Origin of the sequence: Hymenobacter wooponensis (assembly GCF_004745865.1) — a bacterium.
In the GTDB taxonomy this organism is placed as follows: domain Bacteria; phylum Bacteroidota; class Bacteroidia; order Cytophagales; family Hymenobacteraceae; genus Hymenobacter; species Hymenobacter wooponensis.
The window spans coordinates 413281-428192 of record NZ_SRKZ01000001.1 but is presented as its reverse complement, the minus strand read 5'-3'; the positions used below and the strand labels follow the sequence as shown (position 1 = coordinate 428192).

The window sequence follows — 14912 nt, the reverse complement described above, 5'->3', positions numbered from 1 at the left end:
ACTTCACTTCACTCAGCACTACACCTTCTTTCCCCGCAAAATGGCCGCTTTCGCTGATCAGCATTTCCTCACAAACGAAACCCAGCAGTGGGAGACAGTAGGAGAAGGAGTGCGCCGCACCATACTGGCCTACGGGCCCGATCTGATGCTGGTTAAAGTGGCGTTTGAAGCTGGTGCCGTAGGCGCGCCGCACCGCCACGTGCACGCCCAAATTACTTACGTGGAGAGCGGTGTATTCCGCTGCCTAGTAGGGGAGGAGGAGCGCGTGCTCAGGGCGGGAGAGGGCTTTCAGGCCCCATCCAACGTGTGGCACGGCGTGGTGTGCGAGGAAGCCGGGGTATTGCTTGATTCTTTTAGCCCGATGCGGGAAGACTTTGTGTAGGCCTGTGCAGTGCGCTATGAAACACATATTGAAACTACTGCTCCTGTTGGTGGGGGTTGGGGAAATGGGAATAGAATCGGCCCGTGCCCAACAGGTGACGGTGGCGGCGGATGGTTCGGGGCAGTTCCGGACCATCCAGGCCGCCCTGAACAGCCTTCCCAACGAAGCCGCTAAGTCGCGCACGGTGTACATCAAGAATGGCACCTACCGCGAGAAGGTATTCGTGGATGGCAAGCAGAATATCATCCTTAGAGGGCAGAGCGAAAAGGGCGTGGTGCTAACCTACCCGCAAGCCCGCGACGAGTGGCGTTGTGACCCCGTAGCCGGCCAGGATGACTGGGGAGTGGCTACACTCAACATGCGCAACTCGCCCGACATCACCCTGGAGAACCTCACCGTTATTAACAGCTACGGCTTCGATGCCAAAGGCGACGTGACGGTAGACTGCGCCACCGACCCCAGCGGCAAACGAACCATCGGTAAAAATGGGCACCAAATGGCCCTGCGCACGATGCCCGGTACTACTCGCCTAACGGTGAAGCACTGCACATTCCGGGCCCTGGGTGGCGACACCGTGAGCCCCTGGGATGTGGATGCGGGCCTCTACTATTTCAAGGATTGCACCATGGAAGGCGGGGTAGATTTCTACTGCCCCCGGGGCTGGGCTTACGCCGAAAACTGCCGCTTCATTTGCCACAACCCCAATGCCGCCATCTGGCACGATGGCTCCGGCAATAAGGACGAGAAAACGGTGCTGAAGAACTGCACCTTCGAGGGTGACGACAACTTCAAGCTGGGTCGCTTTCACCGCGAAGCACAGTTCTACCTTATCGACTGCAAGTTTGCCCAGAACATGGCCGATGCAGATATCTATTGGGCCACCTCCGGCCCCGGCGCAAAGCAGTGGGGCCGCCGTGTGTACTACCAGAATTGCCACCGCCAGGGCGGCGACTACACCTGGCACCAGGACAATCTGAAAACCGCCGAAGGAGCGCCCAAAGCCAAGAAGATAACTGCTGACTGGACCTACGGCGGCCGGTGGTACCCTGTGTCTGGTAAGAAGGCTACGGTAGCGCTGCCGCCATCCAACCCGCAGAATACCAACTCAGTGCTGCCTACGGCGGTAAACTTACGCACCGACCAGGTGGATAGCGTGGCCGAGAAAATGCTGGTTTACCAGCGTAGCGTGGGCGGGTGGCCTAAAGCCGTGAAGGAGGCTAAGGTAGACTACAGCAAGCCGCTTTCGGCAGCACTGCGCGCCGCTTCCCTGGCTGATGCTGGTCGCACCGATGCTACCATCGACAACAACGCAACCACTCGGGAAATTACCTACCTGTTGAAGGCCTATAAAGCCAGCAACAAAGTGGCCTACAAAGAGGCGGCCGAGCGAGGCATCCTGTACCTGCTGAAAATGCAGTACGCCAACGGCGGCTTCCCGCAGTTCTACCCCGACTTCAGCAACTACCGGCACCAGATTACTTACAACGACAACGCCATGATTCGGGCGTTGCTAGTATTACGGGCCGTGGCCGGGCAGCAGGGTGATTTTGCGGCGGTAGACCCAGCTCTAGTTCCCCTGGCGAAAGAGGCGGTGGAGCGAGGAATTTCCTGCATCCTCAAAACGCAATATGTGCAGAAAGGCCAGCTGACCGCCTGGTGCGCACAGTACGATGAAAAAACGCTGCAGCCGGCCAAAGCTCGCGCCTTCGAGCTGGCTTCGCTAAGCGGAGATGAGTCGGCAGCCATCGTAGAGTTTTTGATGGGCATTGAGAACCCTTCGCCAGAGGTGAGAAAGGCTATTACCAGTGCAATAGCCTGGTTTGAAAAGGTGAAACTACCGAATCAGGCCATGAAGGAAATCAAAGACCCCAACCAGCCCACTGGCCGCGACCGGGTAATAGTAGCGGAGCCGGGTGCCACGTTGTGGGCACGGTTCTACGAGCTGGAAACTAACCGCCCCATTTACGTGGGGCGCGACAGCAAAGTGCACTATGCACTAAGCGAAATAGAAAATGAGCGCCGCGCGGGCTACCTGTACGCCGGCACTTGGCCCGAGAAACTACTGCAGCGGGAATACCCCAAGTGGCAGCAGAAATGGGCCGCCAACGCAACGAAACAAGAGGGAAGCAAACTCTAGGATTTTGGCTATGCCACACTTATCAAAAGAATTCGTACTGCAGGCCACTTCGGCCGCCGCATTGCCAACTCCGGAGCTGTTTGAGCTGCCCGAGAAAGTCCTGCAATTTGGTACGGGCGTGCTGCTGCGCGGCCTGCCCGATTACCTCATCGACAAGGCCAACCGCCAAGGCGTTTTCAATGGCCGTATTGTGGTGGTGAAAAGCACGGATGGCGGCGACATCGACGCCTTCACTCGCCAGGATGGGCTTTACACGCTCGGTATCCGGGGCATTGAAGATGGCCGCGAGATTGAGGAAAACGTGGTGTGCTCGGCTATCAGCCGGGTGCTGTCGGCCAAAAGCCAGTGGGCCGAAATTCTGGCCTGCGCTGCCAACCCCGATCTGCAGGTGGTCATTTCCAACACCACCGAAGTAGGTATTCAGCTGGTAGCCGACGACGTGACCCAGAGCCCGCCGACCTCCTTCCCCGGCAAGTTGCTAGCTTTCCTGCATGCCCGCTTCCAAGCGTTTGGCGGCGACAAGGAAAAGGGCCTGGTGATTGTGCCAGCCGAGCTGATTCCGGACAATGGCACCAAGCTCGAAGCTATTTTGCTGGAGCAAGCCCACCGCAACAACCTCGATGCTGAGTTTATCGACTGGCTGGAAACAGCTAATAAGGTGTGCAACTCACTGGTTGACCGCATTGTGCCGGGCCGCCCAGCCGCCAGCGTACAAGCCGAAATGGCGGAAGAACTGGGCTACGAGGATGAGCTGCTGACCATGTCGGAAGTATACACGCTGTGGGCCATTGAGGGCGACGAGCGGGTAAAGCAGATTCTGTCGTTTGAGCAGGTAGATGCCGGCGTAATTGTGCAGCCCAGCATTAACCTGTTTCGGGAGATGAAGCTGCGCCTGTTGAACGGCACCCACACGCTCAGTTGTGGCCTAGCCTTCTTGGCGGGTTTTGGCACTGTGCGCGAGGCTATGGAAGACGACTGCGTGGCGGGGTTCATTCATAACCTCATGCTGGCTGACCTGCTGCCGGGTATTCCGTACGCCGTGGATGAAAAGGCCGGGCAGCGCTTCGGGATGCAGGTGCTGGACCGCTTCCGTAACCCCGCTATTGAGCACCGGTGGTTAGCCATCACCATGAACTACACGGCCAAGATGCACATGCGCAACGTGCCTACCTTGCTGCACTACTACAAGCAGCTTGGGGCCGTGCCGCACTATATGGCCCTCGGGTTTGCAGCGTACTTACTCTTTATGCGCGGCACCCACCAGGAGGAGCAAGTATGGTATGGTGAAGCCAACGGACAGGCCTACCCCATCCAGGATGAGAAGGCCGATTACTTCGCTGACCTGTGGAACCGCTTGCAGCCTGCCGAGCTAACGCGCACTGTGCTGCACAACCAAGCGTTGTGGGGCCACGACCTGTCGGCACTGCCTGGTTTCGCGGCAGCGGTAACTCGTTACCTCGAAAAATTGTTGACGCAAGGAGCACACGCCACCGTAGCCGAAACGCTCAACAAAACTGTTGGGCAAAAGGCTACGGCGGAGTAGGCAAATAGGCCTAGCCAATCAACTGAAGCACGCGCTAGGCCTATCACCCACAACACATCTGCGTCCTGAACACGGTCTGCTACAGACTGAAAATACTCTGAAGAAATGAAACATCTGGTAGCCAAAATACATCCGCAGGATAACGTGCTGGTCGCTCTCACCGACCTGCCTATTGGCACTCCGGTAACCTGGGATGGTGTTACCGTTACGACTACGGAACGCATTCCGGCCAAGCATAAACTAGCCCTGGAGTTTCTGGCTCCCGGCGACCCCGTGCACATGTACGGCGTGCTGGTAGGCAAGGCGCGCGAAGCAATTGGCGTGGGTGGCCTCCTGACCACGGCCAACATGAAACATGCCACCGACAGCTACGACGAGCACCACCAGCGCCGTGCTGAGTGGCAAGCTCCCGACGTGAGCAAGTGGCAAGACCGCACCTTTATGGGCTACCACCGAGCCGATGGCAGCGTGGGTACCTCCAACTACTGGCTGGTTATCCCGCTGGTATTCTGCGAGAACCGCAACATTCAGGTGCTGGAAGAAGCCTTGGTAAATGACCTGGGCTACGCCCGCCGTAAGTCGTACCAGCCTCAAACGCAGGCGCTGTTGGAGTTGATGCAGGCCGGTAAATCCGTGGAAGAAATTCTGGCCACTGACTTACACTCAGCCGAAATCAACCAGCAAAAGGTAAAGCCCTTCCCGAACGTGGATGGTATTCGGTTCCTAAGCCACGAGGGCGGATGCGGCGGCATCCGTCAGGATGCTCAAACGCTGTGTGGCCTACTAGCTGGCTACATCACGCACCCTAACGTGGCGGGTGCTACAGTGCTGAGCCTGGGCTGCCAAAATGCCCAGGTGAGCATGCTGCAGGACGAAATCAACAAGCGCAGCCCCAACTTCAATAAGCCCTTGTTTATTCTGGAGCAGCAAAAGCTGGGCACTGAGGAAACGCTGGTGAGCACGGCCCTGCGCCAGACCTTCGCAGGCCTGATGCAAGCCAACCAGCTCCAGCGCCAGCCCGCCCCCTTGAGCAAGCTGTGCATAGGCCTAGAGTGCGGCGGCTCCGATGGGTTCTCGGGCATCTCGGCTAACCCCGCCGTAGGCCACGTTTCCGACTTAATGGTAGCCCTTGGAGGCTCCGTAATACTGGCCGAATTCCCCGAGCTGTGCGGCGTAGAGCAGGAACTCGTTGACCGGAGCGTAAACACTGCCACGGCCGAGCGTTTCAGCTCCCTAATGAAAGCCTACGGCGACTCCGCCGTAGCCGTAGGTTCGGGCTTCGACATGAACCCTTCACCAGGTAATATCCGCGACGGCTTAATTACCGACGCTATGAAATCGGCGGGAGCAGCGCGTAAGGGTGGCTCGTCGCCAGTAGTAGCCGTGCTTGATTATCCAGAGCCCGTGACGCAGCCCGGCCTGAACTTGCTGTGCACCCCCGGCAACGACGTGGAGTCTACGACGGCAGAAGTTGGCTCTGGCGCCACGGTGGTTCTCTTTACTACTGGCCTAGGCACACCCACTGGCAACCCCATTGCGCCCGTGGTGAAGATTTCGAGCAACACGGCCCTGGCCAAGCGCATGCCCGATATCATCGACGTGAACACCGGAACTGTAATTGATGGGGAAGAAACCATTGAGCAGGCTGGTGAGCGGATTCTGGATTATATCATTCGGGTAGCCAGCGGCGAAGAAGTTGCCGCCGTGCGCCACGGCCAAACCGACTTTATCCCGTGGAAACGTGGGGTGTCGCTGTAAATGAACTGTGTAGAGACGCGTATTTGCGTCTCCCCGTTGCTGAAGTTGTTTACTGAGAGACATCCTAGGCCAGTTGTTCTGGTGTAGAGACGCGAATACGCGTCTCTACACCCGTTCGGCACACTACCATCGCTAGGCCAGTAAGTACCCACCTACCGTAATCGTTTCCGTTAAAAAAGCCGCCTAAACCCACCCTAGGCCAGTTGGAAGCTGATACCTTTACCCTCTACCCACCCGCGAATCTGGCGGGTTCCGCCCCTAATTTTTGTTGGTTATGAAGCCATTTCTCAACGACGACTTTCTGCTGCAAACGGCCACGGCCAGCACGCTTTACCACGAGTATGCCAAGCAGATGCCCATCATCGACTACCACAACCACCTGCTGCCCGACCAAATTGCGGAGGACAAGCAGTTCGATAATATCACCCAAATCTGGCTCTACGGTGACCATTACAAGTGGCGCGCCATGCGAGCCAACGGTGTGCCCGAGCGCTACATTACGGGTGATGCGTCTGACTGGGAGAAGTTTGAGAAATGGGCCGAAACCGTGCCCCAAACGGTGCGCAACCCCCTGTACCACTGGACGCACCTGGAGCTGAAGCGCTACTTCGGCATCACGGAGCTGCTGAACAAAGATAGCGCCCGCCGCATCTACGACCAGTGCAACGAGAAGCTGCGTACCGCCGAGTACTCGGTGCGCAACCTGCTGCGCATGATGAACGTGGAAACGCTCTGCACCACCGACGACCCCGCCGACTCGCTGGAGCACCACCGCGCCTTGGCCGCCAGCGGCTTTGAGGTGCAGGTGCTGCCCACCTTCCGGCCCGATAAAGCCATGGCCGTTGACAGCGCCGTGGCTTACAACGAGTACCTCGATAAGCTAGGCCAGTCGGCAGCCGTGGAAATCAACACCTTCCGCGACCTGGAAACCGCCTTGCGCCTGCGCCACGACTACTTCGCGGCTCTGGGCTGCCGCCTCTCTGACCACGGTCTGGAGCAGATCTACGCTGCCGATTATACGGCCTCTGAGGTGCAGGATATCTTCACCAAAATCAGGGGCGGGGAGGATCTGAGCCAGGAAGAAGTGCTGAAGTTTAAGTCGGCCATGCTGGTACTGCTGGCCGAGATGGACTGGGAGAAAGGCTGGACTCAGCAGTTCCACCTAGGCGCTCTGCGCAACAACAACTCCCGCATGCTGCGCGAGCTGGGCCCCGATACCGGCTGGGATTCCATTGGTGACTTCCCCCAGGGCCGCGCCCTCTCGAAGTTCATGGACCGCCTCGATGGTCAGGATAAGCTTGCCAAGACTATCATCTACAACCTGAACCCCGCCGACAACGAGCTGATTGCCACCATGATTGGCAACTTCAACGACGGCTCAGTGGCCGGTAAGGTGCAGTTTGGTTCCGGCTGGTGGTTCCTCGATCAGAAGGACGGCATGGAGAAGCAAATCAACGCCCTTTCCAACATGGGCCTGCTGAGCCGTTTCGTGGGCATGCTCACCGACTCGCGTAGCTTCCTCTCGTACCCACGCCACGAGTACTTCCGCCGCGTGCTCTGCAACCTGTTCGGCAACGATGTGGAAAACGGCGAGCTGCCCGAAGACATCGAAGGCCTGGGCCAGATCATCCAGAACATCTGCTACGGCAATGCCAAGGAATACTTCGGCTTCGTGAAAGCCGGCGTGTCGGAAACCGCAGAAGTGGCCTAGCATTACCAAGTCCGTCATGTCGAGCTTGTTGAGACATCTCGCATGCTGACTTTGTCAGAGTAAACTGATTAGTAACGAGCGAGATGTCTCGACAAGCTCGACATGACGTTCCTTATTGAGCTTTAATAGCGTCTTCAAGCCCCTAAGATGAAGAAAGTTGTCACCTTTGGTGAGATTATGATGCGGCTCTCGCCGCCGTTGAATTACCGCCTCACGCAGGCCAGCTCGCTGGAAATAACCTACGGCGGCGGTGATGCTAACGTGGCGGCTTCGCTGGTGCGTTTGGGAATGCCGGCCGCACACGCCGGCTGCTTCCCCGACAACGAGCTAGGTCAGGCCGCCGCCCAATCGTTCCAGCGGTTGGGAGTGGATATGAGCCACTGCGTATTCAAAGGTGAGCGGCTAGGCCTGTATTTCCTGGAAGTAGGGGCCTCGTTGCGGGCCAGCCGCATTGTGTATGATCGTTACAACTCGGCCTTCGCCAACCTGCAGCCAGAATGGTTTAACTGGGATGAAATCCTGAAAGACGCCAGCTGCCTGCACTGGACCGGTATCACGCCAGCCATTTCCGCCACGGCTGCCCAAGCTACCGCCGATGCCATTCAAGCGGCCCGCCGCCTAGGCATCACGGTTTCGGCCGACGTAAACTACCGCCGCAATTTGTGGCAGTATGGGCAGCGCGCCCAGGACGTGATGCCTCCGCTAGTGGCAGGCTGCGACATGGTTGTGTGCACCGAAGGTGACGCCGAAGACTTGTTTGGCATTAAGGCTGAGGCCGGTGCCGAGAACAGCTTCGTTTCCATGAGCGAGCAGCTGATTCAGCGTTTCCCCCAGATCAAGCGCATTATTGCTACACGCCGCAACACCCAGAGTGCTTCCCACGAGCGTATTCGCGGTATTGCCTACATCGATGGTACCTTCCACGAGACGGAAGACTTCGACATCAACCCCGTAGTGGACCGCATCGGCGGCGGCGACTCCTTTATTTCCGGCTTCATCTACGGCAGCCAAAAGTACGCCACCGTAGCCGAGGCGCTGACGTTTGCCACCGCCGCTTCGGCTCTGAAACACACCATTCACGGCGACATCAACCTAGTGACAGCCGCCGAGGTGGAGCACATTATGGCCGGCAATACTTCAGGCCGCCTATTGCGGTAACTCAATTTGAACTTCGTCCTAGGCCACTCTCTACTGGCCTAGCAACCGATAATCCTGACTCATGCCTCGTTACTCCGCCGCTGATATTCAACAGATCGTACTGGATACGCCCATCGTACCGGTGTTTTTTCACGCCGATGTGGCCTACGCCCAGCGCATTCTGCAGGCGTGCTACGAGGGTGGCCTACGCGTATTTGAATTCACGAACCGCGGTGCCAATGCGTTTGAGGTATTCTCGGCTCTGATGCCCTTCGTGCAGGAAAATTGCCCCGGGATGCTGCTGGGTATCGGTACCATTTACACTGCCGAGGATGCGGAGCGCTTTATTCAGGCCGGTGCCGACTTTGTAGTGCAGCCCTGCCTGACTGCTGAAGTGGCCGAGGTGTGCCGGACCCACGGCACGCCCTGGCTGCCCGGCACCATGACGGTGGGGGAGGTGTATCAAGCCACCAAGCTAGGCGCCGCCATCGTCAAGATTTTCCCCGGCAACGTGGTAGGCCCTGGTTTCATCAAGAGCCTGCGCGGCCCCATGCCCACGGTACCGCTGATGGTGACGGGCGGCGTGGAGCCTACCGAAGACAGCTTGCGCGAGTGGTTCGCGGCGGGCGTGAATGTGGTAGGTATGGGCTCCCAACTTTTCAAAAACGTCGATGATACCCAGGCCTTCAGCCAACAGATTTCGCATCTGCTGGAGTTTGTTGGTACCTTAAAGAAATAGCCTCACGATTTGGGTTGGTGCCTTGGCTTCCTAGGCCAGTCCTTCCGCACCTAGCGTATCTCCCACCGATTTCAGCCCGACCTCTATGATACAAACCCCACCCGCTGCGACGGCGACTTCCACCTCCATCGGTAAATACCGCTGGACGATCTGTTCCCTGGTATTCTTCGCCACCACCGTTAACTACCTCGACCGGGCGGTTATCTCCCTGCTGAAGCCGTACCTGGAAACCGAGTTTCACTGGAACGCCGGCGACTACGCCAACATTGAAATTGCGTTTAAACTGGCCTACTCGCTGGGTATGCTGGGTGTGGGACGCATCATCGACAAGCTGGGCACCAAAATGGGCTATGCCCTGTCCACGTTCCTGTGGAGCCTGGCTGCCATTGGGCACGCTCTGGTGAGCAGCACATTGGGCTTCAGCATTGCGCGGGGATTTTTGGGCGTGACGGAAGCCGGCAACTTCCCGGCGGCCATCAAAACCACCGCCGAGTGGTTTCCGCAGAAAGAGCGGGCGCTGGCTACAGGTATCTTCAACTCGGGCTCCAACGTGGGTGCTATCATTGCCCCACTTACTGTGCCGTGGATTGCCGAAACCTGGGGCTGGAAATGGGCTTTCATTATCACGGGAGCTCTGGGGTTTGTGTGGCTGGTGCTGTGGTTTATGCTCTACGAGGTGCCCGCCCGGCACGCTAAGCTCACCAAAGCCGAATTTGAGTACATCCACAGCGACGTAGATGATCTGGCTGCGGCCTCTATTGAGACCCAACCCAAAGTTTCCTGGTTTAAGCTTCTGACTTTCCGCCAGACCTGGGGCTTCGTGCTAGGCAAGTTCCTAACCGACCCGGTGTGGTGGTTCTACCTATTCTGGTTGCCCGACTTCCTGACCAAGCAGTACGGTCTCAAAGGCACCGATATTGCCCTGCCCGTGGCCATGGTGTATATGCTTTCCAGCGTGGGCAGCATTGGGGGCGGCTGGATTCCGCTGAACTTCATCAAGCGTGGCATGCCGGCCTTCAAAGCCCGCAAAACCTCCATGCTGCTGATTGCTTTGTGCGTGTTCCCGATTGTGTTTGCCCAGCAGCTAGGCCAGATAAATATGTGGCTGGCGGTACTGGTAATTGGTATTGCCGCCGCTGCTCACCAGGCCTGGAGCGCCAACATCTTCACTACGGTTTCCGACATGTTCCCGAAGCGGGCCGTGGCCTCCGTAACTGGCATTGGCGGTATGGCGGGCGGCATGGGCGGTATTCTGCTCTCGGCCCTGGTGCAGAAGCGCATGTTTGTGTACTACGAGAGCATCGGTCAGCTCGACAAGGCGTACTTCATCATGTTCTGGATTTGCGGCGGGGCTTACCTGTTGGCCTGGGTGCTCATACACTTCCTAGCGCCCACCATGAAGCAAATCAACCTCGACGAACCCTCGGCAGCTCCTACGCGCTAACTCCTTTCCCTCTTCCTGTTATGAAAAAATCAGCCCTGCTGTTGCTGCTGGCTCTGCTAGCCATGCCCGCCTATATCTTCGCCCAAACCAAAACGAAGAAAGACGTAATTGCCGTAGGTGAAGTAGAAGCGTTAGAGCGTCAGCGCTTTGAGGCCCAGGTGAAGAAGGATTATGCCTTCCTGGAGAAAGTGTTTGCCGATGACCTGGTGTATACCCACTCCAACGGCCACCAGAACAACAAGCAGGAGTACATTCAATCAATCCGCGACGGCAAAAGCCAGTACGAAAAGATTGACGTGGAAGCCCTGAACGTGCGCGCCTACAACGATGGTAAAGCTGCCGTGGTGAATGGCACTATCACCATTACGCTGCCCAATAAGCCTGATGGCTCCGCTAATCTGGCTCACCTTAAGTACGTGGTGGTGCAGGTGAAAGACCCCAAGAAGGGTTGGCAAGTGGTGTTGTGGCAGTCGCAGAAACAGCCCGAGGCCAAGAGCTAATTTCCAGTAACCTACTAGTGGCCTAGCGATAGCAATAGGCCGATACAACACCTCCTGTGCCATTTGGTAGAGTGAGGCTGGACTGATAGTGCCTTTAATGAAGTAAAAAGCCAGCCTTGCTTCAGGTCCTAAGGCTGAAAACCTGACGGAGCAGGACAGTTGTCAAATCGCCAAGGCGTTCTTTAGCAGATACATTGCGCCTAGGCCACTCCAATCTGTAATAGTTACTCAAGACCGAGCAAAAATGCGGCGGCTAACGGATGTGCGTGGAGGTTAGGGGCCATCAATCATCCGGAACGCCGTCGCACCTCGGCTATTTCCTTTCATTTCTTCCAATTAGTTATGAGTATCAACCGCGAGAATGCGTTGGCCCAACCCGTTGGCACTACGCTGGAGCGCTACATCATGCGCAATCAGGCCGAGTTTGCTTATGCTACGGGGGAGCTCTCGCAGCTGCTACGCGACATTGCGCTGGCTGGCAAAATTGTAAACCGGGAAGTAAACCGGGCGGGCCTGACCAGCATTATCGGGGCCATGGGCCAGCAGAACGTGCAGGGCGAAACCCAACAGAAGCTCGATGTTGAAGCCAATATCCGCTTCATTCGGGCCCTTACCAATGGCGGTGAAGCCTGCGCGGTGCTGTCGGAGGAAGAGGACGACATGATCCACACCGGTAACTGCCAGGGCAAGTATGTGGTGGCTATCGACCCCCTGGATGGCTCCTCTAACATCGACGTAAACATCAGCATCGGGACCATCTTCAGCATCTACCGCCGCGTAACGCCGGTAGGGCAGGAGGCCACCCGCGAAGACTTTCTGCAGGGCGGCCGCCAGCAGGTGGCGGCGGGCTACATTTTGTACGGTTCCAGCACCATGCTTGTGTACACTACCGGGCACGGCGTAGTAGGCTTCACCTACGAAAACTCCTTGGGTGAATTCTTCCTCTCGCACCCTAGCATTACTATTCCGGCTACGGGTAACGTGTTTTCCTGCAACGAGGGCTACTGGTTCGATTACCCCCAGTACGTGCGCGACTTCCTGATGCAGTGTAAGGAGCAAACTATGAGCGGGCGCTACGTAGGTTCGCTGGTGGCCGACTATCACCGCAATCTGTTTACGGGGGGCATCTACTTGTATCCGCCCACGCGTAAAACGCCAAACGGCAAGCTCCGGCTGCTGTATGAGGGCTATCCACTGGCTTTCTTAATTGAGCAAGCCGGGGGTGAGGCCATGGCCGGCCAAGAAAAAATACTGGATATAGTGCCAATTGAATATCATCAGCGCGCTCCCTTGTATATTGGCTCGCCGGAGCTGGTTAACAGGTTGTTAGCCTGCGCCGATAAAGCGCAAGCTGCCCCAGAACTCGAAGTTCCGGAAAGTAGCGCCACGCGCTAGGCCAGTCCTGTTTCGCAAACAAATCCTTTCTAATCTGCTTTAGGGAGCACGCTAAACCAATCAGCTCTTTCGCGGCTGCTCCTCTCCTCGTCATGCCAAAGATCATATCGCCCCAAGTAGAGTTCGGCGGGTTGCTGAACCAGATGAAGTCCGTTACCCCGGAAGTGTTTACTGCTGATGGGCAGTTTCTGAATCTGCTCGAGGGGCGCTGGCAGGAGCCCGGCAAGCCTCGGCAATTTACCTCCCCCGTTGATGGCTCGGAGCTTGGCTCCCTGCCCATGCTCGATCATGCTACCGCTCTGCGCGCCGTACTTTCAGCCAAGCAGGAAGCCGCTGCCTGGGCTGCTACCGACCTCGATGAGCGCAAGCGCCGCGTGCAGGACTGCCTCAACCAACTCCGCGACCAGGTAGACCTGATTGGTAAGCTGCTGATCTGGGAAATTGGCAAGACCTACAAGTTGGGTTTCACCGACATCGACCGCGCCATTGATGGCGTGCAGTGGTACATGGACAACATTGAAGGCATGCTGGACTCGCGCAAGCCCCTGGGCCTGGTGAGCAACATTGCCTCCTGGAACTACCCCATGTCGGTGCTGCTGCACGCCGTGCTGGTGCAGGCGCTGGCCGGCAACTCGGTTATCGCCAAAACGCCTACCGATGGAGGCTTCATTTCCCTGAGCCTGGCCTTCGCCATTGCCCGCCGCTGCGGTCTGCCCGTGACTCTGGTCAGTGGCTCGGGCGGAGAGCTCAGCGACGTGCTGGTGAAGCATGAAGCCGTCGACTGCCTTTCGTTTGTGGGCGGGCGCTACAACGGCCGCAACATTGCCGACGCTCTGAGCCAGGAGCACAAGCGCTACATGCTGGAAATGGAAGGCGTGAACACCTACGGCATCTGGAACTACTCCGACTGGGACGGCCTCGCCGAGCAACTCAAGAAAGGCTACGACTACGGCAAGCAGCGCTGCACCGCCTACGTGCGCTTTGTCGTGGAGCGCCGCCTGTTCCCGCAGTTTGTAGAAACCTACTGGAACACCATCAAAGGCCTGAAAGTGGGCAACCCCACGCTTGTCGATAATGCCGATGATAAGCTGCCCGACCTGGCCTTTGGTCCCGTTATCAATAAGAACCAAGCCGAGGACCTGGACCGCCTCTACGACAACGCGCTGAAAACCGGTGCCACGCCCATTTTCGAGGGCAAGCTGGACGAGAGCCTGTTCTTGCCCGGCCAGGACATGAGTGCCTACCGCGCCCCCCGTGCCCTGGTAAACCTGCCCCGCCAGAGCGAGCTGTACTTCAAAGAGCCTTTCGGCCCCATCGACTCCATCGTGCTCGTTGACCGAGTGGAGGAACTGGTAGGGGAGATGAACATCTCCAACGGTGCCCTAGTAGCAGCAGTAGCTTCTGATGACCAGAAATGGGCCGCCCGCACGGCCAAGGAAGTGCGTGCCTTCAAAGTAGGCCTCAACAAGCTGCGCTCCCGCGGCGACCGGGAAGAAGTGTTTGGTGGCCTAGGCGAGTCCTGGAAAGGTGCTTTCGTGGGCGGTGCGTTGCTAGTGGAAGCCGTAACAGAAGGCACCAAGCCTATCCTCGGCAACTTCGAAGACGCCACGCTGCTGCCGGAGAATCCGTAGGCCAGTAAAGCCAAAGCAACACTTATAAGACAGCGCGAGCCAAAAGGTTCGCGCTGTTTTTATTTACCGGCGGCGAAACCAATAAAAGGCGGCGCGAAAAAAGAGCAGCAGACCAGTAATGCCAATGCTGAGCAGTAAGTGAGAAGGAATAGCGGCTGATTCTCGCTGATGCCAGAAACTGAGGTTGCTCCACGTCGAAGTGCCCTCCTCAAAATGGCTGGTATGGAAATACAGCAGGCCAAAGCTGAGCGCAACCCCGCCCGCTGCCAATATCCCCACCCAGCCCGGTCGACCAGCGGCTATCCAAGCGTAAGTGGGCATCAGCAGCAAGTAGGCCAGTCCAAAAACAAAGGCTGTTTCAATCCACACAATCAAGCAGCCTTGGCCCCGACAAATTACCGATTCCTCGTAACAGGACTTCACCGCCCAGTACATAAAATACAGACCTACCACTACTACCAGAAGCCACAACCATTTGGACGTTTGCTTCTTTTGACTGTAGTCCGCATAGTCGTATTCTGAGCGCATAAAACCG

The 14912-nt window shown here is 57.4% G+C and carries 12 protein-coding genes; 11 read left to right on the top strand and 1 reads right to left on the bottom strand.

Annotation, left to right across the window (positions count from 1 at the left end):
• The first annotated feature begins 40 nt into the window (after nucleotides 1–40).
• The 11 genes from EU557_RS01735 to EU557_RS01680 all read left to right on the top strand — a co-directional run bounded on the left by EU557_RS01735 (nucleotide 41) and on the right by EU557_RS01680 (nucleotide 14377).
• Complete coding sequence (locus tag EU557_RS01735; RefSeq protein ID WP_135528695.1) at nucleotides 41–382, top strand: cupin domain-containing protein; 342 nt, start codon at nucleotides 41–43, stop codon at nucleotides 380–382.
• Nucleotides 383–398: 16 nt separating this feature from the next.
• A complete protein-coding gene (gene pelA, locus EU557_RS25765; RefSeq protein ID WP_245326141.1) occupies nucleotides 399–2519 on the top strand; it encodes a pectate lyase in 2121 nt (706 codons plus the stop codon).
• Between the two features lie 10 nt (nucleotides 2520–2529).
• Nucleotides 2530–4062 carry a tagaturonate reductase gene (locus tag EU557_RS01720; RefSeq protein ID WP_135528694.1) on the top strand — a complete coding sequence of 511 codons (1533 nt, stop codon included), beginning with the start codon at nucleotides 2530–2532 and terminating at the stop codon, nucleotides 4060–4062.
• Between the two features lie 105 nt (nucleotides 4063–4167).
• Nucleotides 4168–5820, top strand: coding sequence for a UxaA family hydrolase (locus EU557_RS01715; RefSeq protein WP_135528693.1), 1653 nt, complete (start codon nucleotides 4168–4170; stop codon nucleotides 5818–5820).
• A 274-nt stretch (nucleotides 5821–6094) separates the two neighbouring features.
• A complete protein-coding gene (gene uxaC, locus EU557_RS01710) occupies nucleotides 6095–7531 on the top strand; it encodes a glucuronate isomerase (protein ID WP_135528692.1) in 1437 nt (478 codons plus the stop codon).
• A 147-nt stretch (nucleotides 7532–7678) separates the two neighbouring features.
• Entirely contained in the window at nucleotides 7679–8689 is a 1011-nt protein-coding gene (locus tag EU557_RS01705) for a sugar kinase (RefSeq protein WP_135528691.1), read from the top strand.
• Between the two features lie 61 nt (nucleotides 8690–8750).
• Nucleotides 8751–9407 (top strand): beta/alpha barrel domain-containing protein, encoded by a 657-nt coding sequence (locus EU557_RS01700; protein WP_135528690.1) that lies wholly within the window; start codon nucleotides 8751–8753, stop codon nucleotides 9405–9407.
• Between the two features lie 85 nt (nucleotides 9408–9492).
• Nucleotides 9493–10851, top strand: a complete 1359-nt coding sequence (locus tag EU557_RS01695; protein WP_135528689.1) for an MFS transporter — start codon at nucleotides 9493–9495, stop codon at nucleotides 10849–10851.
• Nucleotides 10852–10871: 20 nt separating this feature from the next.
• The gene (locus tag EU557_RS01690; protein ID WP_135528688.1) at nucleotides 10872–11351 is read left to right on the top strand and encodes a nuclear transport factor 2 family protein; all 480 of its coding nucleotides are present in this window, start codon (nucleotides 10872–10874) and stop codon (nucleotides 11349–11351) included.
• A gap of 342 nt (nucleotides 11352–11693) precedes the next feature.
• Entirely contained in the window at nucleotides 11694–12746 is a 1053-nt protein-coding gene (fbp, locus tag EU557_RS01685; RefSeq protein WP_135528687.1) for a class 1 fructose-bisphosphatase, read from the top strand.
• 92 nt (nucleotides 12747–12838) lie between these two features.
• Complete coding sequence (locus EU557_RS01680) at nucleotides 12839–14377, top strand: aldehyde dehydrogenase family protein (RefSeq protein WP_135528686.1); 1539 nt, start codon at nucleotides 12839–12841, stop codon at nucleotides 14375–14377.
• A 63-nt stretch (nucleotides 14378–14440) separates the two neighbouring features.
• On the opposite strand, the gene EU557_RS01675 is transcribed toward EU557_RS01680, so the two are convergent.
• Nucleotides 14441–14905 carry a hypothetical protein gene (locus tag EU557_RS01675; protein WP_135528685.1) on the bottom strand — a complete coding sequence of 155 codons (465 nt, stop codon included), beginning with the start codon at nucleotides 14903–14905 and terminating at the stop codon, nucleotides 14441–14443.
• Between the last annotated feature and the right edge of the window lie 7 nt (nucleotides 14906–14912).